The sequence below is a fragment of the Streptomyces sp. NPDC032940 genome (assembly GCF_040636935.1).
Lineage (GTDB): Bacteria > Actinomycetota > Actinomycetes > Streptomycetales > Streptomycetaceae > Streptomyces.
In genome coordinates this window covers 192,701-214,830 of sequence record NZ_JBEZVJ010000009.1, presented here as the reverse complement: position 1 = coordinate 214,830, position 22,130 = coordinate 192,701, and the positions used below count along the sequence as shown (strand labels likewise).

Here is a 22,130-nt window from a genome sequence, read left to right as displayed (position 1 = left end):
CAGGGCGTCTCGTACGGGGAGTCGTACGGGAGTTCTGGTGCGCTCGGGGCGGGCTCGTTCGGGGACGGTGCGTTCGGGGACGGGTGGTACGGGCACTTCGGCGTCGGAGCGGGCGGCCTCTTCCGGCTGCGCGACGGCGCCTGGCACGACCTCGAACCGCGCTCGGGCGACATCACCGGCGAGCCCGTCGTCGGCTTCGGCTCCCCGCCGGGCGGGATACCGGGCGAGATCCCCGACGGCGACCGGCTCACCATGGACCTGGGCGTCACCACACCGGCCGGTCCGTACGCCGGACCGCCCGACGGGCCGTCCCGCGAGCCGTTCCGCTTCCGCGCCTCCGTAGCCCGCCCGGGTGATGTGCTGCTGATGTGCAGCGCGGGCCTGGCCGAGCCGCTGCTCGGCGAGCCCGAACTGGGCGAACTCCTCGCGCGCCGATGGTCCGACGCCGGGCCGCCCGGCCTCGCCGGGTTCCTCGCCGACAGCGGCGTGCGGGTCAAGGGCTACGCCGACGACCGTACGGCCGCCGCCGTTTGGGAGGCGTGACGCCGCCCGCTGTGCCTCCATGGAGCCATGGCCAAACAGAACGTCGCGGAACAGTTCGTCGACATCCTCACCCGTGCCGGAGTGGAACGCCTCTACGGAGTCGTGGGTGACAGCCTCAACCCGGTCGTGGACGCGGTGCGCCGCCATCCCGGCATCGACTGGGTCCATGTGCGGCACGAGGAGACCGCCGCCTTCGCCGCCGGCGCGGAGGCCCAGATCACCGGGAAGCTGGCCGCCTGCGCCGGCTCCTGCGGCCCCGGAAACCTCCACCTCATCAACGGGCTGTACGACGCCAACCGCTCCATGGCCCCGGTGCTCGCCCTGGCCTCGCAGATCCCGTCCGGCGAGATCGGCCTCGGCTACTTCCAGGAGACCCACCCCGAGCAGCTCTTCCGCGAGTGCAGCCAGTACTGCGAGCTGATCTCCAGTCCCCAGCAGATGCCCCGGCTGCTCACCACCGCCATCCAGCACGCGATCGGCCGCTCCGGCGTCAGCGTCGTCACCCTGCCCGGCGACATCGCGGGGCAGCCCGCCCCGGAGAAGACCGCCGAGACGGCTCTGGTCACCTCCCGGCCGTCCGTCCGCCCCGGCGACGAGGAGATCGACCGGCTGGTGCGGCTGATCGACGACGCCGACAAGGTCACCCTGTTCTGCGGCAGCGGCACGGCGGGCGCGCACGCCGAGGTGATGGAGTTCGCCGGGAAGATCAAGTCACCGGTGGGGCACGCGCTGCGCGGCAAGGAATTCATCCAGTACGACAATCCGTTCGACGTCGGGATGAGCGGGCTGCTCGGGTACGGCGCCGCCTACGAGGCCACCCAGGAGTGCGACCTGCTGGTCCTCATCGGCACGGACTTCCCGTACAACGCCTTCCTCCCCGACGACGTGCGGATCGCCCAGATCGACATCCGGCCCGAGAACCTCGGCCGGCGCTCCAAGCTGGACCTCGCGGTGTGGGGCGACGCCAAGGAGACCCTGCGCTGTCTGATCCCCCGGGTGAAGGAGAAGAAGAACCGCCGCTTCCTCGACCGGATGCTCAAGAAGCACACGGACGCGCTGGAGGGCGTCGTCAAGGCGTACACCCGCAAGGTCGACAAGCACGTGCCGATCCACCCCGAGTACGTCGCCGCCGTGCTGGACGAACTCGCCGACGACGACGCGGTGTTCACCGTCGACACCGGCATGTGCAACGTCTGGGCGGCCCGGTACATCACGCCCAACGGCCGCCGCCGCATCATCGGTTCCTTCTCGCACGGCTCGATGGCCAACGCGCTGCCGATGGCCATCGGCGCCCAGCTTCCCGACCGGCGCCGGCAGGTGGTCTCGATGTCCGGCGACGGCGGCTTCACCATGCTGATGGGCGACTTCCTCACTCTCGTCCAGCAGGACCTGCCGGTGAAGGTCGTGCTGTTCAACAACTCCTCCCTCGGCATGGTCGAGCTGGAGATGCTGGTGGCGGGCCTGCCCTCGTACGGCGTGGCCAACCGCAACCCCGACTTCGCCGCCGTCGCCGAGGCCTGTGGCGCCTTCGGGGTGCGGGTGGAGAAGCCGAAGGAGCTGGCCGGGGCGCTGAAGGCGGCCTTCAAGCACAAGGGACCGGCCCTGGTCGACGTCGTCACCGACCCCAACGCCCTGTCCATCCCGCCGAAGATCAGCGCCGATATGGTCACCGGATTCGCCCTGTCGGCCTCGAAGATCGTCCTGGACGGCGGTGTGGGCCGGATGCTGCAGATGGCCCGGTCGAACCTGCGCAACGTGCCGCGGCCGTAGCCCCGGCGGCCCCACGGGTCCGTGGCCGGATCCGATCGGTCCGGCCGCCCCGGTGACCGGCCGGGCGCCGGTCGGTCAGGTGAGATGACTGGCCGGGGTCCAGTCGGGCAAGGATTCCCCCGTGAACGTGTTCGAGGACTGGACATTCGAGTACCAGCCGCTCGAGAACCGGACAGAAGGGGAATCGACATCGTTACGCGGACGGGGGACATGGAGAGGCAGGCGGGGCCACAGCTCAGGCGCAGACTCGGCCGGGCGGACCTGCGGGCGGTGCCCGAGGCCCGCCGGGCGCTGCGCGAACTGCTGCGGCACTGGGGCAGACCGGGACGGTCGGAGATCGCGGAGCTGCTCACCAGCGAGCTCGTCACCAACGCGCTCGTCCACACCGACGACGACGCGGTGCTGACCGCCACGGTCTCGGAGCGCGGGCTGCGGGTGGAGGTGCGGGACCGTGTCGCCCGGCTGCCCCGGCAGCGCGCCCCGGAGCCGGACGAGAGCACGCACGGCAGGGGCCTGGTCCTGGTGCAGTCGCTGGCCGACGCGTGGGGGGTGCGGTCGCTCGACGGGGGGAAGTCGGTCTGGTTCGAACTGGGCACGGAGGCCGCGTGAACGCCGGAGGGGCGCGACACCCGGTCACGCCCCTTCGCCGGTGCGACGGCGGTACGCCCTAGCCGAACTGCTGCTCCAGGTCCTTGAGCTTGCGCTCCAAGGAGTCCAGGCGCGGCAGGGCCTGGGTGTCGTCCTCCGCGGTGAGGTCGACGGTGTGCTGGTCAGCCCCGCCACGCACGGGCTGGAGTGAGGGAAGCCGGCGCACGGGCAGCTGCTCCGCGGGAGCCGATATGGCAGGCTCCGCGGCGGCCCGGTCCGAACCGCGCTCCACCTGCTGCACGTCCACCTCGACCTGCCGGCTGCCGCGGCCGGGCAAGCCCCGGTGGCCGTGGCCCCGGCTGATCGCCTTCAGCTGGGCCCGCTCCAGGCGCTCCTGCTCGCGACGGCGCTGCTTGGCCTCCTCCTTCTGGCGCCGGTCGTCGCGCACCTCCTCGACCGCCTCGTCCAGACTGCGCACGCCCTCCAGGAGCATCAACGACCAGGCGCGGTAGGTCTCCCGGGGGGCCCGCAGCCAGCGGACCATACGGATCTGCGGCAGCGGACGCGGCACCAGGCCCTGCTCGCGCAGCGCGGCCCGGCGGGTCTGCTTCAGGGCCCGGTCGAACAGCACCGCCGCCGACAGGGACATGCCCGCGAAGAAGTGCGGGGCGCCCGCGTGCCCGATGCCCCGGGGCGCGTGCACCCAGTTGAACCAGGCCGCGGCACAGGCGAAGGCCCACACGAGTATGCGGGAGCCGAGGGCCGCGTCACCGTGGCTGGCCTCGCGCACCGCGAGCACGGAGCAGAACATCGCCGCCCCGTCGAGCCCGAACGGGACCAGATACTGCCAGCCGTCGCTCAGACCGAGGTTCTGCTCGCCGAAGCCGACCAGGCCGTGGAAGGAGAGGGCCGCGGCGACCGCGGCGCAGCAGAAGAGCAGCACGTAGGAGAAGGTGCCGTAGAGGGCCTCCTTGCGCCGGCGGCGCTCCTCCATGCGCTCCCACGAGTCGTCCGCGCCCGCGTCCTTCCCCGAGGATCGCTTTCCGCGCGCGAGCACCGCCACCGCCGCCAGCATGCCCAGGAGCAGTACGGCGCCCGGAAGCAGCCAGTTCAGCGATATGTCGGTCAATCTCATCTGGGGTCCCTTGCCTTGGGATAGGGCGTAACGCCCGCCATGGTGGCCCAAACCCGGCAGCCCTCAGGGGGTTTCGGGGCAAGAGGCCGCCGAGGGAGTGAGGGGGGATGCCCGGGGACGGCGTTCTGCTCGAACTGCCGCTTGAGGGTCGGGAGTTGAGTTCGAATTAGGATACCCGTACGGGTGGTTCCGCGGGAACTTCCCGCGGCGCGTGGGATAGTTGTGAGCGGACCGTGGGCGAGGACGGCTCAACCGGCAGTGGCGAGCAGCTTGCCGACGCGGTCCGCGTCGCAGGTGCGCGGGCAGGTGGCGCACGTGTCCTCGGGGCGCAGCGTGTAGAACATGCAGCAGCTGGCCCGGTCCCGGGTGTGCAGCGGCTCGCCGTCGGGGCCGGTCAGCTCCCGGAACGCGGCCGTGCCCACGTACGGCTTGGTCGCCCCCGGCAGCAGCAGCTCCAGCTCCCGCCGGGCGCGCTCCTGCTCGCCGAACAGATGGGCGACGTACCACAGGCCCTCGACGACCTCGTCGGTCGCCATGCCCCACAGCGCCCGTCCGCGACGGCGCATACGCGGCCCGAAACCGGCCAGCACCGGTTCCAGGTGCTCGGCGACCGCCGCCCGCACCTCGGCCCGCAGCTCCTCCTCGTCGGCGACCACCCGGGCACCGGGCAGCGCGGCGACCGGGTCGCCGGGCAGGCAGGCGAAGCCGGCGGGGCGCGCGGCCATGCGGCCCAGCGGGAGTCCCTCGGCGGTGCGGTCGAAGGCGACGTGCGCGGCCGGGTACCGGGGCACCCTGCGGTGCAGGAACCAGGGGACCGTGATCAGCAGACAGGCCGGCCAGGCGTAGCGGTGCAGACCGAAGCTCGCGATCACGTCCGGCCGGGCCCGCTGCCCGTAGTCCCGGATCACCTGGGCGTCGTCCCAGGCGAGGAAGGCCTCCAGCTCGGCGCCGCCGGCCGCGAGCCCGGAGGCGGTGACCCAGCCGCCCCCGCCCGGCAGCTCCTCCCCGGCGTCCGGCACGGTGACGCCCAGTCCCGGCAGGACCTCGGACAGACGCGCGTACGCGTAGGAGTCCGCGACGGCCGGGTGGGAGACGGGCATGCGGGACCACCGATCCACATCAGAGCGACGGATTGCTTGAGGTAAGCCTTACCTTACCCATAATCCGCGGCAGGGGAAGTGGCGGGCCGTGCCCTTAGGCTGCTGGAGGACCGGACGGCGACCCGCCGTCGTGGACCCCGCTGCCGACACGTCCTGGAGGAGGACCCGTGAAGCAGGACACGCAGGGCTTCGCCGGGACGGGCGACCCGCGTCCGGGCGCCGCCCGGGTACCGGCCCAGCCCGGTGCCGCGGACCGCCACCGCACCCGCGGCCGGGACGGCGCCCAGGACCCGGCCGGCACCGCGCGCGGCGAGCACACGCACGGGGAGCAGGCGCACGGTGCACGGCCGCTCGACGGCCCCCGCGCCCTCGTACGGCGTTCCTCCGTGCGCGGCCAGGTCCTCGACGCCCTGCGCACCGCACTGGTCGCCGGGGAGCTGCGCCCCGGCGAGGTCTATTCGGCGCCCGTGCTCGGCGAGCGGTTCGGCGTCTCCGCCACCCCCGTGCGCGAGGCCATGCAGCAGCTCGCCCTGGAGGGCGCCGTCGAGGTCGTCCCCAACCGCGGCTTCCGCGTCGTCGAGCGGGACGTCCGGGAACTGGCCGAGCTCGCCGAGGTCCGTGCCCTGCTCGAGGTCCCGGTGCTGCTGCGGCTGGCCCGTACGGTGCCCGCCGAGCGCTGGGCCCGGCTGCGCCCCGTCGCCGAGGCCACCGTCCGGGCCGCGTCCTCCGGCTGCCCGGTGACCTACGCCGAGGCCGACCGCGCCTTCCACCGGGAGGTGCTCACGCTCGCCGGCAACGACCAGCTCGTCCGGATCGCCGGCGATCTGCACCGCCGCGCGCAGTGGCCGCCGGCCGGCGCCCCCGCGACCCGGGGACGGGCCGACCTGATCGCCGACGCGCACGAGCACACGGCACTGCTCGACGCGCTGATCGCCGGCGACCAGGACACGGTGCGGGCGCTGGTGACGGAGCACTACGCCACCGGCGCCTCCTAGCCCTGTCGTCGAACTCCCGCCTGCCTCGCGACGCCACGCACGCTCCCCCGGAGGGGGCACCCCCACTCGCCGCACCGGGCCCTGACCCGAGTGCATCCAGTACGAGGATCGGAGCCCGGCACGCCGAGAGCACGCACCTGACGCAGCGAGGCCCCGCCCTCCGAGCGGACGGTGGGAGTTCGACGACGGGGCCTAGGACACCCCCTGCGCCGTCTCCCGGGGCTCACGCGGCCGCGGCGCCGGCTTCCCGCCGTTCGCTCTCCCGCCCGGGCGGCGCGAGCCGCGCCGTCCGGTGCCGCGGTCGTGCAGCTCCACGGCGAGCGGCGCGGCGGTGAACACCGACGAGTAGGTGCCGACCACCACACCGATCAGCAGGGCGAGGGCGAAGTCGGTGAGCGAGTCCTGGGCGAGCACCGCCAGCGAGGCGAGGATCAGCACCGCGCCCATCCCGGTGTTCACCGTGCGGGGCAGCGTCTGCAGGATCGCCAGGTTGGTGAGCCGGGCGAACGGCGTCCCCCGGTCCTTCTTCCCGAGCAGCTCGCGGATCCGGTCGAAGAGGACCACCGAGTCGTTGACCGAGTAGCCGATGACGGTCAGCAGCGCCGCCAGGAACACCCCGTCGATGGGCTTGCCGAGCCAGGCGAACACCCCGACCAGGATGACCACGTCGTGTGCGAGCGCGCCGACCGCGGCGGTGCCGAACAGGAGGCGGAAGCGCGCGGCGAGGTACAGCAGCTGGGCGCCCAGCGCCAGGCCGAGGGCGATGAGGGCGTCCCGGCGCAGTTCCTCGCCGAGGCTCGGGCCGATCAGCTCGTCGCGGACCTTCTCCGTCTCGCCGCCGAGCCCGCCGACCGTCTCGGTGACGGTGGCCGCCTCCGCGTCGGTCAGCTGCTCGGTGCGCACCGTGAGGCCGTGGTCGCCGGAGGACTGCACGACCGCCCGCGGGAAGCCCGCCTCGGCGAGCGCGGTGCGGGCCCGGCCGGGATCGACCTCGGTCGCGGTGGAGTACTCGATGAGCCGTCCGCCGGTGAACTCGATGCCGAAGTCGAGCCCCCGGACCACGATGCCCGAGCCGGCCAGCACCAGGACCACTCCGGAAGCCGCCAGCCAGCGGCGCGGCCGGCGCATCAGGAACGGGTTCCGGCGCAGCAGGGCGTCGCGGACCGGGCCCGTGGTGGAGATGCCGGTGAGGTGCGGGCGGCGGAAGACCGACGGGCGGCCCGCGGCGAACTCGGCCAGCACCCGGGTGATCACCAGAGCGCTGACCATGGAGGCGAGGACACCGATGCCCAGCGTGACGCCGAAGCCCTTCACGGGGCCGGAGGCCAGGAAGAACAGCAGGGCGGCGGCGATCAGCGTGGTGATGTTGGAGTCGGCGATCGCGCTGAAGGCGCTGCGGAAACCGGTGGTCAGCGCCGACCGCGTACTGGGCCGGGTGCGCAGGGCCTGTTCCTCCCGCGCCCGTTCGAAGACCAGGACGTTGGCGTCCACCGCCATGCCGATCGCCAGGACGAAACCGGCCAGGCCCGGCAGGGTCAGCGTCGCGCCGACCGCGGCCAGGGCGGCGTACGAGATGACGCCGTAGCAGAGCAGGGCGACGGTGGCGAGGACGCCCATGAGCCGGTAGACGACGATGATGAACAGCGCGGTCAGCGCCGTGCCGATGACGGCGGCCCAGGCGCCGGCCGAGATGGCCTCGTCGCCGAGGGTGGCGCCGATGGTGCGCTGCTCCACGGTCTCCACCGGCACGGGCAGGGCGCCGCCCTTGACGAGCAGGGCCAGCTCGCGGGCCTCGGCGTCGTCGAAGGACCCGGTGATCTGCGTGGAGCCGCCGGCGATGCCCGCACCGCAGGCCACCGAGGGGTCGACCTGCGGCGAGGAGATGATCTTGTCGTCGAGCACGATGGCCACCCGGCGCTGCGGGTCGCCGGCCGGGTGGCAGGCGGCCTCACCGGTCACCTCGGCCCACCGGTCGCCGCCCTTGTCCTTGAAGTCGACGGTGACGTGCCAGCCGGCGCCGCCCTGCTGGTCGAACCGGGCGTCGGCGCCCTCGACGTCCTGACCGGTCAGGGAGGCCGGTGCGAGCCGCAGCGACCCGCCGGACTCGTCCGGCAGGACCCGTTCCTTCGACGCGTCGGCGGGCTGCTCGGCGGAGTCGCCCGGAGCCCCGGCGACGCCGAGCACCGGATGGACGGTGAGCTGCGCGGTGCGGCCCAGCACGTCGGCCGCCCGCTTCGGGTCCTGCACACCGGGCAGTTCGACGACGATGCGCTTCTCGCCGGAGCGGACGATGGTCGGCTCGGCGACGCCGAGCGCGTCGATCCGGCCGCGCAGCACCTCCACGGTGCGGTCGGTGGCCTCGCGGCCGGCCTTCGTGGTGGACGTGGACCTGGTCTCGAGCACGATCTGGGTGCCGCCGCGCAGATCGAGTCCCAGGCGGACCGGCATGGTCAGGGTGACGGCCACGGAGGCGGCCATCACGGCCAGGGCGATCAGCGCGCGGATCCGCAGTGCGCGGGACTGCGCGCGGGACCGGGGACGGGTACGGGGACGTGAACGTTTCACACGGGCCTCCGGCAGGCATGCCGCGGCGGCGGCCGGCGCGGCCGCGGCGAAGAGGGTGGGGAAGGGACGGACGAGGAACGTCAGGTGCCGGAGGGCGCGGGAGGCGCACGCCCGCGGTCGTGTCCCGTGCGGCCGGGGGAGACGGACGGGGAGCCGCGCGTCGTCGCGGCCCGCCGTCCGTGGGCGGCCGGGACGACGCCGGTCCCGGCTGCGGTGACGACGAGCTGGTCCGGTGCCGGGGGGCGCTCGCCGAGGTGCTCGTGGCGGGACCTCGCCTGGGTGGCGCAGGTGCCCGGACAGCCGTCGTCGGCGTGGAGCCCGGTGTCCGGGCGGGGGACGGCGGTGGCCGAGTGGACGGGGAGCGCACCGGAGACGACGCCCGCGCCCGGCACGGGCCACGCCGGCACGAGGGCCAGCAGGACGGCCAGCAGCACGGTGACCGCCCCCGCGAGCCGACGACCGCCGGCGAGAGGGTCCGCGGGGCGCATGCGCCGTCCCCTTTCGTGGTGGGTGAACCCGGGACTCCGGCCGGGGAGTGGGCGACCAGAGCCCCGGGCGGTCCGGGGGAGGGGGGTCAGGGTTCGATGAGGCCGGCGCGGATGGCGTACCGGGTCAGGTCCAGCCGGTCGCGCAGGCCGAGCTTCTGCAACAGGTTCGCCCGGTGGCGCTGGACGGTCTTGACGCTGATGAAGAGGATCTCGGCGATCTCCTTCGACGAATGGCCCTCGGCGACGAGCTTGAGGACCTCCTCCTCGCGGGGGGTCAGGATGTGGCCGGCGGTCTCCTCGCCGTGCCGGACCCGGTCGAGGTAGTTGCGGATCAGGGCCGTGACCGCGCCGGGGTACAGGAACGGCTCGTCGCGCATCGCGGCCCGGCACGCGGCGACCAGATCCCGGTCGGCGACGGACTTCAGGACGTACCCGCAGGCCCCCGACTTCAGCGCCTGGAACAGGTACTGCTCGTTGTCGTGCATCGTCAGCATCAGGATGCGCAGGCCCGGTTTCAGCGCGGACAGCTCCCGGGCGGCCTGGAGACCGGTCAGCCGGGGCATCGCGATGTCCAGCACGGCGAGATCCACGGCGTGGGCGCGGGCCATCTCGATGGCCTCGGCGCCGTCCCCGGCCTCGGCGACCACCTCGAGGTCCGGCTCCCGGTCGAGGATGAGGCGCACACCGCGGCGCACCAGCGCGTGGTCGTCGGCGAGCAGGATGCGGATCCGGGACGGATCCCGGGCGGGCGGCCCGGACGCGGCCGGTGCGGACGCGGGGGCCGCGAAAGCCGGCGGAGCGGACGCTGCGGACGGGTCGGGCAGGGACGGGTCGGACATGGTCAGGGCTGCTTCCTGGACGCGGGTACGGGTGCGGTGAGCCGGATCCGGGTGCCGGCCCCGGGCGCCGAGGTGATGTCGAGGGCGGCCCCGATCAGCAGGGCCCGTTCACGCATGCCGCGGATCCCCGCGCCCTCGGTCGCCGCCTCGATGCCGCGGCCGTCGTCGGTGATCGTGAGCACCACCGCGCCGTCGCCCCGGCCGAGGCACACCTCCAGGCGTTCGGCGTCCGCGTGGCGGGCGGCGTTGGTCAGGCTCTCCTGCGCGACGCGGTAGAGGACCAGCTCCGTCTCGTGGTCCAGGGCGGGCAGGTCGGCCTCGAAGCGGCGGGTGACCCGCAGGCCGGTGTGGGTGGCGAAGTCGTGCGTGAGCGAGGTCAGCGCGCTGATCAGACCGAGGTCGTCCAGGACCCCGGGCCGCAGCCGGCGCACCAGGCGGCGGACCTCGTCCAGGGACTCCCGGGTGATCTCCTGCGCCTGGTGCAGTTCGTCGCGCAGCGGCGGGTCGGCGTCGTCCGCCGCGCGCCCCAGCACCAGCAGGATCGCCGTCATGCTCTGCCCGACCTCGTCGTGCAGTTCCTGCGCGATCCGGCGCCGCTCCGCCTCCTGGGCGAGCAGGACGCGGGCGCTGCTGGTGGCACGCTCGTGCTCCAGACGGTCGAGCATGGCGTTGAAGGTGCGGATCAGCTCGGGGACCTCACCGCCGCCGGAGACCGGGAGCCGCTGGCCGGGGCGCAGCAGGTCGACCGTGGTCATGAGCTTCGTGAGCCGGTCCAGCGGCGACAGGCCCCAGCGCAGCAGGGCGCCGTTGGCGACCAGCATGACGGCCATGCCGCACACCAGGACGGCGGCCTCGGTGAGCAGGACCGGTACGGAGACGGTCACCGGAGCCCACAGCAGCAGTGCCGTGGCAAAGCCCAGCACCACCGCGTTGAGCCCGAAGATCCGCCAGAACAGGGACAACGGGGGTACGCCTCCTTCTGCGACGCGGCAAGCCTCTACTTTCGGTCATCGCGCACCCCGGACGGAGCTGCGGCCCTTGATCACGACCGAGCCGGTCCCCAGCCTCCCCCTTCCGACGCGCCGGGTCGATGGGGTCCGACCCCCATTTCCGGGGAGCGCCGCACCCATACGGCCGCCCGTGGACACCGTGGAGTGGATGCTGCACCCCCGGGCAAATGGGGTCTGCGCCCGATGGGAAACGGCCGCCGGGTCGGCCAGGGTCGAGGGTGACCAGGAGTTCGTCCCGTACTCCCGCACCGCCTACGGCCCGCCGTACTCCCGAGAGAAGGACCCATCGTGTCGCTCGACGCCTCCCGCATCGAACCCCGCCCCGAGCGGCTGACCGCTCACGAGGCCCGCCAGCGCCTCGAGCACGCGCGCAACACCCGGATGACCCAGCTCCGGGCCCTCGGCGAGAGCAGCCAGGACGACCAGTTGATGTCCGCGCAGAAGACGGCCATCGAGCGGGTCCTCAAGGAGATCGAGGAGGCCTTCGCGCGCGTCGAGAACGGCAGCTACGGCACCTGCCTCGGGTGCGGCAAGCCCGTGCCCGGCGAGCGCCTGGAGATCCTCCCCTACACGCGGTACTGCGTCGCCTGCCAGCGCCGCGCCGCCGCCTGAGCACCGCCCCGTCCAGTCGTCCTCTCCCGCCCTGCCGAGGGGTGAAGTGGTGAACCAACAGATGACCGTCGACCGCGAGCCGCGGCTGTCGCCCGAGGACCTCGCCGCGCTCCGGGACGGCCTGCTCGAGCAGCGGCTGTTCCGCCGGGAGCAGCTGCGGCAGATCACGGCCGCTCCGGCCCGTGCCGGCGACCGCTCCGCCGCGCGGACCGAGGTCCGGGTCCAGCTCGCGGCCTCCGCGCGCATGGTCCTCGCCGACGTGGAGGCGGCCCTCGAGCGCATGGCCGAGGGACGCTACGGCTCCTGCCATCTGTGCCGGCGCCCCATCGCCCGCGAGCGCCTCGCGATCGTGCCGCAGGCCCGTTACTGCGCGCGCTGCCAGCAGGTGCGGGAGGCCGGACGATGACCGTGGTCCGGCGGCCCCGTGCCGCCCTCTCCCGGCACCGGCCGTGGCCCATGTGCCGGCAGTGCAGCGGCGTCGCCCTCGACATGGGCAGCGCCCGCACCCGTGCCTGGGTCGCCGGGCGGGGCATGATCCTCGACGTGCCGACGGTGACGTTCCCCGGCGCCGGGGCCGTGTATCCCATCCAGCGCGGCTCCATCGTCGACACCCAGGGAACGGCCCGGATGCTCGACCGGCTGCTCGGTCACCGCCTGCCCCGCTTCACCCGCCCGCTGGTCGTGGTGACCGCGCCCGTCCTGGACGGCTTCGCCTACCGCACCGAGGCGCGCACGGCGGTGGAGGTGCTGCGTCCGCGCTCCGTGCTGACCGTGCCCAGCGCGCGGGCCGTCGCCCTGGCGGCCGGGGCCGACCTGTCCCGGCCGCTGCTGGTGGTGGACCTCGGCGCCCATCTCACCGAGGTCGTGCTGCTGGTGGACGGTGCCGTCTTCGACGCGCGCCGCACCGCGCTGGGCACGGGCGACCTGGACGCCGCCACGCCCGCGACGCGGATCGCGGACGCGGTGGCCGACATGGTGACGTCGATGCTGCGCCAGGACCGTACGTCCCTGACCGTCGACGCCCTGGGGCGGGGGCCGCTGCTGGCCGGCGGGGGCGCCCTGCGGCCCGAGATCACCTGCCGTCTCACCGCCCGGCTGCACGCACCGCTGCGGGCCGTGCCGGCGCCTCACACCGCCGCGGTCCGGGGGGCCGCGAAGCTCCTGGAGGCCGCCCACGCACACCCGTCGACGACGGACCCCGACACGGACGCGGACCCGCCGGACCCCTGCCCGCACTGACCACGGCCGCGGCCCCACCCCCGGGTCCGGTCGCGGCGGCGACGTCCCCGTCCCCCGCCGCCGCGGCCGGCCCGGCACCCGCGGCCCCGCTCCGGCTGCCCGGACCCTGGAAGGAGGCACACCGTGGCCGGTGACACACCGCGAGCGCAGCCGCCTCCGGCTGCCGCACCCCGGCATCATCCGCACCTCCTGCTGTGGCGGTGGCGCCGCAACCCCTTGCGGCGCCGTACCGACCGGACGCAGGCGTGGATCGCCCTCGGCCTGCTGCTCGCCGTGCTGGTGGCGTCCCCGGCGGCGATGTTCGCGGCCGGCGACGCGGCGTACCGCCACTACCGCGCCACCGCCGCGCACCAGGAACGCACCCGGGACCACGTCCCCGCGGCCCTCGTCCACGACGCCCCGCGCCACCCGGAACCGGGGTCGGACGAGGCGCGCAGGACCCGCTACCCGGTCGAGGTCCGCTTCACGGCGCCGGACGGCGCCACGCACACCGGGAAGGCCGACGTCGAACCCGGGCTGCCCGCGGACAGCACCGTCCTGGTGTGGGTGGACACGGCCGGCACGATCACCGAACCGCCCCTGGACGCCGACCAGATCCGCAGCCGCGCGATGGGCTGGGCGATCCTCGCCTTCCTGGCCGTCGCCCTCACCGGCCTGGCGGCCCACGCCCTCACGGGCCTGCTCCTGCACCGCCGCAACCTCGCCGACTGGGCCACGGCCTGGGCGGCGACGTCCCCGCGCTGGAGCAGATCCCCCTGACCGGCACGGGCCCCGGCGTCGCCGCGGGGCGGGTGGCGGAGGACGGATCCCGCTGGGCCCGTCAGGCCGTCGCCGCCGGTGGTGTCAGCCGGCGGGCCAGCCAGGTCGGTACGCCGCCGAGGAGGCGCAGGAGGCGGCGGGCCTCCTCCCGGAGCCGGGACGCCTCCGGTTCCGACTCCGCGTCCGCGAGGGACACCAGCGCCGGAGCCGTACCGACCAGGTACCCCAGCTCCTCCCGGATGCGGAGCGACTCGGCGAAGCCGTGCCGTGCGTCCGCCAGCTCGCCCTCCCGGAGCGCGAGCCCGGCCAGATGCCGCCAGGTGGACGACACGAGCAGCGGATCCCCCTGCGCGGTCGCCCCGGCGTGCGCCCGCCGGTACGCCGCGCGGGCGGCCTGCGGCGAGCGGGTCAGGTTCTCCGCGACCAGCCCGCGCCGGAAGTCCAGCAGCGCCCGCCCCCGCGCCCCCGGCGCGATCAGCGCCGCCGCCCGGCCCAGCGCGGCCCGCGCCTCGTCGGCCCGGTCGCGCACCCCGTGCACGGTGGCGGCGTAGGCGAGCTGGCCGCGTTCACAGGCGGCGGCCCCGCGCTCGTCGTCGGTGTGGGCCAGCGCCTCCGCGGTGCGCAGCGCGTCCTCCGCCTCCGCCCAGCCCTGCTCGGTGTACAGGCACCGCTCCACCAGCAGCGCGGCCCGCTGCAGCGCGGTGGCCGCGGTGACCGGCTGCAACAGCGCCACCGCGTCGGCCCAGCAGGCGCGCGAGCGCAGCCGCCACACCGCGGTCTGGAGCGGATCGTCACCCTCGGTCGTTCCCCAACCAGAACCAGCCATGGCGGAATGCGCCACGTCGCCCTCCCCAAGCACGCCATCGAGCCGTCGAGTGGTGGCCGCATCTCAGCACGGATCGAGGGGCCCGGCCAAGAGGGTGGGTGAAAGATTTCACAAAGTTGGCGGGAGTTTCGGCGCCGAGGTTCGGGGCCCTCGGACACCGTCGGTCAGCTCATGCGCAGGGCCAGGAAGAAATCGAGCTTGTCCTCCAGGCGCGACAGGTCACGCCCCGTCAACTGCTCGATCCGCCCGACGCGGTAGCGCAGCGTGTTGACGTGCAGGTGGAGCCGGGTCGCGCAGCGCGTCCAGGAGCCGTCGCAGTCGAGGAAGGCCTCCAGGGTCGGGATCAGCTCGGCGCGGTGGCGGCGGTCGTAGTCGCGCAGCGGGTCGAGCAGCCGGGCCGTGAAGGCGCGGCGCACGTCGTCCGGGACGAAGGGGAGCAGCAGCACGTGCGAGGCCAGCTCCTGGTGGCCGGCCGCGCAGACCCGGCCGGGCCGGGCCGCGGCGACCCGCCGCGCGTGCCGGGCCTCCTCCAGCGCACCGCGCAGCCCCTCCGCCGAGTGCACGGCCGCGCTGACGCCCAGCGTGAGCCGCCCGTCGCCGTCCAGGCCGGCCGACAGCGGATCCCGCACGGACGCCAGCAGCGCGTCGGCGAGGATCCCGGCCTCGGAGCCGTCGTGCTCGCTGGAGACCGCCGGCAGCGGCACCAGCGCGATGGCCTCCTCGCCGGTGTGCGCCACGGCGATGCGGTCGGAGGGCTCGGGGCCCGCGGCCTGCGGGTCCACGAGGATCTCCTCCAGGAGCCGCTGGGCGACCGGCCCGTCCTCGACCTCGCCGTCCTCCCACTCGACGCGGGCCACGACGACCTGCCAGTGCGGTGCCGCGCCGAGCCCGGGCAGCAGCACCGGCGCCGCGACCCGCAGCCGGGCCGCGATCTCGGCGGGCGCCGCACCCGTCTGCACCAGTTCGAGCACCTCCTGCGCGAGCCGCCGCCGCACCGTGCGCGCCGCGTCCCGCCGGTCCCGCTCGACGGCTATCAGCTGGGTGACGCCGTACAGCAGGTCGAGCCGCTCCTCGGCCCACTCCCCGGCGTCCGCCTCCACGGCCAGCAGCCAGTCGGACAGCACGCTCTCGCGCACGTCCCGCGCGGCCTGCGGCGCACGTCCGGTGCTGCGCACCGGGAACAGGCTGTACGTCGTCCCGTCCACCGTCACCCGGTGCGGTGCCCGGCGGCCCGCGCGGGCCGCGGCCAGATGCTCCGCCGCCAGCTTCGCGCACACCTCCGCGGGCAGCGCCGGGCCCGAGTCCTTGGGCCCGGCGACGGGCCGGCCGGCCGGGGACAGCACCCAGGCCCGCAGGTCGAGGTCGGAACCGAGCAGGTCCAGGACCACGTCGGGGCCGCCGCCCGCCGGCCCGGAGGTCATCATCCGCCGGTGCCGGTCCACCACCGCCGCCAGGTCACCGGCCCGCTCGCCGGACACCTGGCGCACCACGTGCTCCGTGATGGTCGCGAACGCCACCGACTCGTGCACCGCGAACAGCGGCAGCCGGTGCCGCGCGCACGCCACCACCAGATCCTCCGGCACACTGCCGAGCTCGGCCTCACCGGCGGCGAGGGCCGTCACCCCGGCCTGCACCAGGATCCGTACGAACGGCTCGGAGTCCGCGGTGTCCCGGCGCCAGGCCAGGCCGGTGAGGACCAGTTCCCCGCCGGCGAGATAGCGGCTGGGGTCCCGCAGGTCGGTGGTCATCACGCCCCGGACGGAGCGGTCCAGCTCGTCCTCGCCGCCGAGCAGCTTGAGGCCCAGCGCGTCGGTGTCCAGCAGTGCGCGCAGCCGCATTCTCGTCGCCGCCGTTCTTTCGTCTCGAAATGTTCGCTTCATCGGGGGTGGGCCCGGGTCAGGGGACCGGTCGGCGGGCCGGCGAGCGCCGCTCGCCCGCTTCCGAGCTGTGTTCCAGGTCACGCGGCTGTTTCGCCCGTTTCCAGAGGAAGACGAGGAGGTCACCGAGGACCCCCGTTCATACGAATCTACAAGATGCCCGCCGTGGCCAGCCAACTCCTTCATGGTTTCTGCGACTGACCCAGGTGGAGCACCGGGCGGTGTACTGAGCCCACTCCACGTGAACAGCACATGAACGAGCCGGGCCCCGCCGCCCACGGAATGGCTGGAACCGCACGCCCCCCAAGACGATGAAGAGAGCCGGTCATGGACTTCCTTCGCCCCGCCAGCTGGGAGGAGGCGCTCGCCGCGAAGGCCGAGCACCCCACCGCTGTGCCGCTTGCGGGTGGCACCGACGTCATGGTCGAGATCAACTTCGACCGGCGCCGGCCCGAATACCTCATGGACCTGGGCCGCATCGACGACCTGACCGAGTGGGAGGTCCAGGAGGATTCCGTACGGCTCGGTGCCTCCGTGTCCTATACGAAGATCATGGAGAACCTGAGCACCGAGCTGCCGGGTCTCGCCCTCGCCTCGCACACGGTCGCCTCCCCGCAGATCCGTCACCGCGGCGGCGTGGGCGGGAACCTCGGCACCGCATCCCCGGCCGGCGACGCCCACCCGGCCCTGCTCGCCGCCGGTGCCGAGGTGGAGGCCGCGTCGGTGCGCGGCACGCGGCGCATCCCGGTCGACGCCTTCTACACCGGCGTGAAGCGCAACGCGCTGGCGCCCGACGAGCTGATCCGCGCCGTGCACATCAAGAGGGCCGACGGCCCGCAGCAGTTCTCCAAGGCCGGCACGCGCAACGCCATGGTCATCGCCGTGTGCGCCTTCGGCCTGGCCCTGCACCCCCGCACCCGCACGGTCCGCACCGGCGTCGGCTCGGCCGCGCCCACCCCCGTGCGGGCCACGGCCGCCGAGGACTTCCTGAACGCGGCGCTCGACGAGGGCGGCTTCTGGGACAACGGAAAGATCATCACGCCGTCGGCCGTCAAGCGGTTCGCGGACCTGTGCTCCGCCGCCTGCGAGCCGATCGACGACGTACGGGGCACCGCGAGCTACCGCCGCCACGCGGTCGGCGTGATGGCCCGCCGCACCCTCACCTGGACCTGGGAGGCGTACCGCGGAGCCCGCCGTACCCGGGAAGGAGCGGCGTGATGCGCGTCAACCTGACGGTCAACGGACGCCCGCAGGAGGCCGACGACGTCTGGGAGGGAGAGTCCCTGCTCTACCTGCTGCGCGAGCGGCTCGGCCTGCCCGGCTCCAAGAACGCCTGCGAGCAGGGCGAGTGCGGCTCCTGCACGGTCCGCCTGGACGGCGTGCCGGTGTGCGCCTGCCTGGTCGCCGCCGGCCAGGCCGAGGGCCGCGAGGTCGTCACCGTCGAGGGACTGGCGGACCTCGCCCGGCGGCGCGCCGGCGGCCCCGGCCCGCGGCCCGCGGACGACGCCGGACTCGCCCCCGTCCAGCAGGCGTTCATCGACGCCGGAGCCGTCCAGTGCGGCTTCTGCACGCCGGGTCTGCTGGTCGCCGCCGACGAACTGCTGGAGCGCGACCCGGACCCGTCCGACGCGGACATCCGCGAGGCGCTGTCCGGCAACCTGTGCCGCTGCACGGGCTACGAGACGATCATGGACGCGGTCCGCCTGGCGGCCGCCCGCGGCTCCGAGGGGGTGTGACCGTGGCCGTCGACGGAGCACCCACCGGAATCACCCAGGACGCGAGGACCAGGGGCGGCATCGGCGAGTCCACGCTGCGCCCGGACGCCGTCCTCAAGGTCACCGGCGAGTTCGCGTACTCCTCCGACCTGTGGCACGAGGACATGCTCTGGGGCCAGATCCTGCGCTCCCCGGTCGCGCACGCCGAGATCGTCTCCCTCGACCTCGGCGAGGCCCTGGCCCAGCCCGGCGTGCACGCCGTCATGACGTACGACGATCTGCCGGCCGACGTTCGCCACTACGGCCTGGAGATCCGGGACACCCCGGTCCTCGCCCACGGGAAGATCCGCCACCACGGCGAGCCGGTCGCGATCGTCGCCGCCGACCACCCGGAGACCGCACGCCGCGCCGCCGCCAAGATCAGGGCCGAGTACCGGGAACTGCCCGTCATCACCGACGAGGCCTCCGCCACCGCCCCCGACGCGGTCCTCGTCCACGAGCACCGCGACGACCGCCACCGCGGCCACGTCCCGCACCCGAACATCCTGTACCGCCAGCCCATCGTCCGCGGCGACGCCGACGCGGCCGCGCGGCGCGCCGACGTGACCGTCACGGGCGACTACCGGTTCGGCATGCAGGACCAGGCCTTCCTCGGCCCCGAGTCCGGCCTCGCGGTACCGGCCGAGGACGGCGGCGTCGACCTGTACGTCGCCACCCAGTGGCTCCACGCCGACCTGCGCCAGATCGCGCCCGTCCTCGGCCTGCCCGAGGACAAGGTGCGCATGACGCTCTCCGGTGTCGGCGGCGCCTTCGGCGGGCGGGAGGACCTGTCGATGCAGATCCACGCCTGTCTGCTGGCCCTGCGCACCGGCCGGCCCGTCAAGATGGTCTACAACCGCTCCGAGTCCTTCTTCGGCCACGTGCACCGCCACCCGGCCCGGCTGCACTACGAGCACGGCGCCACCCGGGACGGCCGGCTCACCCACATGAAGTGCCGGATCGTCCTGGACGGCGGCGCCTACGCCTCCACCTCCCCGGCCGTCGTCGGCAACGCCGCCTCGCTCTCCGCCGGCCCGTACGCGATCGACGACGTCGACATCGAGGCGCTCGCCCTCTACACCAACAACCCGCCCTGCGGGGCCATGCGCGGCTTCGGCGCCGTCCAGGCGTGCTTCGCCTACGAGGCGCAGATGGACAAGCTGGCGGCGGAACTCGGCATGGACCCGGTGGAGTTCCGCCAGATCAACGCCATGGAGCAGGGCACGCTCATGCCCACCGGCCAGCCGGTCGACTCCCCGGCCCCGGTCGCCGAACTCCTGCGCCGCGTCAAGGCGATGCCGATGCCGCCGGAGCGCCAGTGGGAGTCCAGCGAGGGGGCGGACCTGCGCGAGCTGCCCGGAGGCCTGTCCAACACCACGCACGGCGAGGGCGTCGTACGGGGCGTCGGCTACGCGGTCGGCATCAAGAACGTCGGCTTCTCCGAGGGCTTCGACGACTACTCCACCGCCAGGGTCCGCCTGGAGGTCGTGGGCGGGGCGCCCGTCGCCACCGTGCACACGGCGATGGCCGAGGTGGGCCAGGGCGGCGTCACCGTCCACGCGCAGATCGCCCGCACCGAGCTGGGCGTCGCGCAGGTCACCCTCCGCCCCGCCGACACCCGGGTGGGCTCGGCCGGCTCCACCTCGGCCTCCCGGCAGACGTACGTCACCGGCGGCGCCGTCAAGCACGCCTGCGAGCTGGTGCGCGAGAAGGTCCTGGAGACCGGGCGCCGCAAGTTCGGCTCCCACCACCCGGCCTGGGCCACCGCCGGACTGCGTCTGGAGGACGGCAAGGTCGTCACCGACGGCGGCGAGGTCCTCGCCGGCCTCGCGGACGTCCTGGAGGACCAGGCCGTGGAGGCCGAGGAGGAGTGGCGGCACCGGCCGACCGAACCCTTCGACCGGCACACCGGCCAGGGCCGCGGCCACGTCCAGTACTCCTTCGCCGCACACCGCGCCGTCGTCGAGGTCGACACCGAGCTCGGCCTGGTCAAGGTCGTCGAACTGGCCTGCGCCCAGGATGTCGGCAAGGCCCTCAACCCCCTCTCCGTCACCGGCCAGATCCAGGGCGGCACCGTCCAGGGCCTGGGCATCGCGGTGATGGAGGAGATCGTCGTCGACCCGAAGACGGCCCGGGTCAGGAACCCGTCCTTCACGGACTACCTGCTCCCCACGATCCTCGACACGCCGACCATCCCCGTCGACGTGCTCGAACTCGCCGACGACCACGCCCCGTACGGGCTGCGCGGCGTCGGCGAGGCACCCACCCTGTCGTCCACCCCGGCGGTCCTCGCGGCCGTGCGGGACGCGACCGGGCTGGCGCTGGACCGCACGCCGGTACGGCCGGAACACCTCACCGGTACGGCGTGAGCAGACCCTCCGGGCGGCGCACGGAACGTCACACACTCCGCGCCGCCCGGAGCACCCCGGGGACCGCCGCTCGCGGGCCCCACCATCACCACCCATGCGTTCGTCTCGGGCCGTCCCCCGGGTCGTGCACGTCCCAAATCCCCTGACCGCCCCAGCGGTCGCGGGTGCCCCTCTGAACCTTGGGAGACGACCCCATGACCCAGCAGTCAGTCGAGCCCAAGACCACAGCCGAGGACGCGGGCGCGGGTTCCCGCGTCCCGGCCGGCCGGTCCTGGCTCGACCGCTACTTCCACATAACCCACCGCGGTTCCACGGTGGCGCGTGAGGTGCGCGGCGGCATCACCACCTTCATGGCGATGGCGTACATCGTGCTGCTCAACCCCATCCTGCTCGGCGGCGAGGACGTCGCCGGCAACACGCTCAGCCAGAAGGCCCTGATCACGGCGACGGCGCTCGCCGCCGCGGTCACCACGCTCCTGATGGGCTTCGTCGGCAAGGTGCCGCTCGCCCTGGCCGCCGGGCTCTCGGTGTCCGGAGTGATCGCCGGCCAGGTCGTCCCCCAGATGACCTGGGGACAGGCCATGGCCATGTGCGTGATGTACGGCGTGGTCATCATGCTGCTCGTGGTCACCGGGCTCCGCGAGATGATCATGAACGCGATCCCGCTCGCCCTCAAGCACGGCATCACCATGGGCATCGGCCTGTTCATCGCGATCATCGGTCTGGTGAAGGGCGGTTTCGTCCACCCGGGCAAGGCCACCCCGCTCACCCTCGGCCCCGCCGGTGAACTCGCCGGCTGGCCGGTCCTGCTCTTCGCGGGCACCCTGCTGCTGATCTTCATGCTCCAGGCGCGCAACACCCCCGGCGCGATCCTGATCGGCATCGTCACCGGAACCGTCGTCGCGGCCGTGCTGAACGCCACGGGGGTCATCGACCCCGAGCAGTGGGCGAACGGGGCTCCCGAGCTGCACGGCAGCGCCGTCTCCATGCCGGACTTCTCGGTCTTCGGGCACCTGGAGTTCGGCGGCTGGGGCGACGTCGGCGCGATGACCGTCGGCATGATCGTCTTCACGCTGGTGCTGGCCGGGTTCTTCGACGCGATGGCCACCATCATCGGCGTCGGCACCGAGGCCAATCTCGCCGACGACAAGGGCCGTATGCCGGGCCTGTCGAAGGCGCTGTTCATCGACGGCGCCGGCGGCGCCATCGGCGGTGTGGCGGGCGGCTCCGGCCAGACCGTCTTCGTCGAGTCCGCGACCGGCGTCGGCGAGGGGGCCCGCACCGGGCTCGCCTCGGTCGTCACCGGCGCGTTCTTCGCGGCCTGCCTGTTCTTCACCCCGATCACCGCGCTGGTGCCGCAGGAGGTCGCCTCGGCGGCCCTGGTCGTCATCGGCGCGATGATGATGATGAACGCCCGGCACGTGGACTGGGCCGACCGGGCCACCGCGATCCCGGTCTTCCTGACCGTCGTCCTGATGCCGTTCACGTACACCATCACCACCGGTGTCGCCGCCGGCGTCATCTCCTACGTCGCCATCAAGGTCGCGCAGGGCAAGGCGCGGGAGATCGGCGCGTTCATGTGGGCACTGACGGTGATCTTCTTCGTCTACTTCGCCCTCAACCCCATCGAGAGCTGGATGGGCGTGCACTAGCCGCTCCCG

At 73.8% G+C, this 22,130-nt stretch carries 19 protein-coding genes and 1 pseudogene; 12 read left to right on the top strand and 8 right to left on the bottom strand.

All coding sequences use genetic code 11. The features are described 5' to 3' along the window. The 3 genes and pseudogenes from AB0E77_RS15095 to AB0E77_RS15085 all read left to right on the top strand — a co-directional run. Positions 1-543, top strand: a pseudogene (locus AB0E77_RS15095) (hypothetical protein); the annotation flags it as partial. Positions 544-570: 27 nt separating this feature from the next. Further along, positions 571-2,313 carry a pyruvate dehydrogenase gene (locus tag AB0E77_RS15090; RefSeq protein WP_361569932.1) on the top strand — a complete coding sequence of 581 codons (1,743 nt, stop codon included), beginning with the start codon at positions 571-573 and terminating at the stop codon, positions 2,311-2,313. Between the two features lie 210 nt (positions 2,314-2,523). After that, positions 2,524-2,922, top strand: coding sequence for an ATP-binding protein (locus AB0E77_RS15085; protein WP_361569930.1), 399 nt, complete (start codon positions 2,524-2,526; stop codon positions 2,920-2,922). Positions 2,923-2,980: 58 nt separating this feature from the next. Here AB0E77_RS15085 and AB0E77_RS15080 read toward each other — a convergent pair whose 3' ends face one another. Beyond that, entirely contained in the window at positions 2,981-4,036 is a 1,056-nt protein-coding gene (locus tag AB0E77_RS15080) for a DUF2637 domain-containing protein (RefSeq protein ID WP_361569929.1), read from the bottom strand. Between the two features lie 248 nt (positions 4,037-4,284). After that, complete coding sequence (locus tag AB0E77_RS15075) at positions 4,285-5,136, bottom strand: (2Fe-2S)-binding protein (protein WP_361569928.1); 852 nt, start codon at positions 5,134-5,136, stop codon at positions 4,285-4,287. Between the two features lie 167 nt (positions 5,137-5,303). Here AB0E77_RS15075 and AB0E77_RS15070 point away from each other — a divergent pair, with 167 nt between their 5' ends. After that, a complete protein-coding gene (locus AB0E77_RS15070) occupies positions 5,304-6,131 on the top strand; it encodes a GntR family transcriptional regulator (protein WP_361569926.1) in 828 nt (275 codons plus the stop codon). Between the two features lie 192 nt (positions 6,132-6,323). Here the strand turns inward: AB0E77_RS15070 and secD are convergent, their stop codons facing one another. The 4 genes from secD to AB0E77_RS15050 all read right to left on the bottom strand — a co-directional run bounded on the left by secD (position 6,324) and on the right by AB0E77_RS15050 (position 10,985). After that, positions 6,324-8,696, bottom strand: a complete 2,373-nt coding sequence (secD, locus tag AB0E77_RS15065) for a protein translocase subunit SecD (protein ID WP_361569925.1) — start codon at positions 8,694-8,696, stop codon at positions 6,324-6,326. A gap of 80 nt (positions 8,697-8,776) precedes the next feature. Beyond that, on the bottom strand, positions 8,777-9,184 hold the full coding sequence (locus tag AB0E77_RS15060) for a hypothetical protein (RefSeq protein ID WP_361569923.1): 408 nt from the start codon (positions 9,182-9,184) through the stop codon (positions 8,777-8,779). A gap of 86 nt (positions 9,185-9,270) precedes the next feature. Continuing rightward, positions 9,271-10,023: a response regulator transcription factor gene (locus tag AB0E77_RS15055; RefSeq protein ID WP_361569921.1), complete on the bottom strand. Its 753-nt coding sequence runs from the start codon at positions 10,021-10,023 to the stop codon at positions 9,271-9,273. Positions 10,024-10,025: 2 nt separating this feature from the next. Beyond that, positions 10,026-10,985 carry a HAMP domain-containing sensor histidine kinase gene (locus AB0E77_RS15050; protein WP_361569919.1) on the bottom strand — a complete coding sequence of 320 codons (960 nt, stop codon included), beginning with the start codon at positions 10,983-10,985 and terminating at the stop codon, positions 10,026-10,028. 336 nt (positions 10,986-11,321) lie between these two features. On the opposite strand from AB0E77_RS15050, the gene AB0E77_RS15045 reads away from it, so the two are divergent. The 4 genes from AB0E77_RS15045 (at position 11,322) to AB0E77_RS15030 (ending at position 13,643) form a co-directional block, all read left to right on the top strand. Further along, the gene (locus AB0E77_RS15045) at positions 11,322-11,645 is read left to right on the top strand and encodes a TraR/DksA C4-type zinc finger protein (protein WP_361569918.1); all 324 of its coding nucleotides are present in this window, start codon (positions 11,322-11,324) and stop codon (positions 11,643-11,645) included. Between the two features lie 61 nt (positions 11,646-11,706). Continuing rightward, positions 11,707-12,051, top strand: a complete 345-nt coding sequence (locus AB0E77_RS15040; protein WP_361569945.1) for a TraR/DksA C4-type zinc finger protein — start codon at positions 11,707-11,709, stop codon at positions 12,049-12,051. After that, positions 12,048-12,884, top strand: a complete 837-nt coding sequence (locus AB0E77_RS15035; protein ID WP_361569916.1) for a rod shape-determining protein — start codon at positions 12,048-12,050, stop codon at positions 12,882-12,884. The genes AB0E77_RS15040 and AB0E77_RS15035 overlap by 4 nt, the downstream gene beginning before the upstream one ends. Before the next feature lie 123 nt (positions 12,885-13,007). Further along, positions 13,008-13,643 (top strand): hypothetical protein, encoded by a 636-nt coding sequence (locus tag AB0E77_RS15030; RefSeq protein WP_361569915.1) that lies wholly within the window; start codon positions 13,008-13,010, stop codon positions 13,641-13,643. A 61-nt stretch (positions 13,644-13,704) separates the two neighbouring features. Here the strand turns inward: AB0E77_RS15030 and AB0E77_RS15025 are convergent, their stop codons facing one another. Both AB0E77_RS15025 and AB0E77_RS15020 read right to left on the bottom strand, forming a co-directional pair. Continuing rightward, complete coding sequence (locus AB0E77_RS15025; protein ID WP_361569913.1) at positions 13,705-14,484, bottom strand: hypothetical protein; 780 nt, start codon at positions 14,482-14,484, stop codon at positions 13,705-13,707. Positions 14,485-14,633: 149 nt separating this feature from the next. Next, on the bottom strand, positions 14,634-16,307 hold the full coding sequence (locus tag AB0E77_RS15020; protein WP_361569911.1) for a PucR family transcriptional regulator ligand-binding domain-containing protein: 1,674 nt from the start codon (positions 16,305-16,307) through the stop codon (positions 14,634-14,636). A gap of 366 nt (positions 16,308-16,673) precedes the next feature. Between AB0E77_RS15020 and AB0E77_RS15015 the strand changes: the two genes are divergently transcribed. The 4 genes from AB0E77_RS15015 to AB0E77_RS15000 all read left to right on the top strand — a co-directional run bounded on the left by AB0E77_RS15015 (position 16,674) and on the right by AB0E77_RS15000 (position 22,121). Further along, entirely contained in the window at positions 16,674-17,564 is an 891-nt protein-coding gene (locus AB0E77_RS15015; RefSeq protein ID WP_361569910.1) for an FAD binding domain-containing protein, read from the top strand. Continuing rightward, positions 17,564-18,082: a (2Fe-2S)-binding protein gene (locus tag AB0E77_RS15010; RefSeq protein WP_361569908.1), complete on the top strand. Its 519-nt coding sequence runs from the start codon at positions 17,564-17,566 to the stop codon at positions 18,080-18,082. The genes AB0E77_RS15015 and AB0E77_RS15010 overlap by 1 nt, the downstream gene beginning before the upstream one ends. Before the next feature lie 2 nt (positions 18,083-18,084). Then, entirely contained in the window at positions 18,085-20,469 is a 2,385-nt protein-coding gene (locus tag AB0E77_RS15005) for a molybdopterin cofactor-binding domain-containing protein (RefSeq protein WP_361569907.1), read from the top strand. A 194-nt stretch (positions 20,470-20,663) separates the two neighbouring features. Next, positions 20,664-22,121 carry an NCS2 family permease gene (locus tag AB0E77_RS15000; protein ID WP_361569905.1) on the top strand — a complete coding sequence of 486 codons (1,458 nt, stop codon included), beginning with the start codon at positions 20,664-20,666 and terminating at the stop codon, positions 22,119-22,121. Positions 22,122-22,130 lie beyond the last annotated feature (9 nt).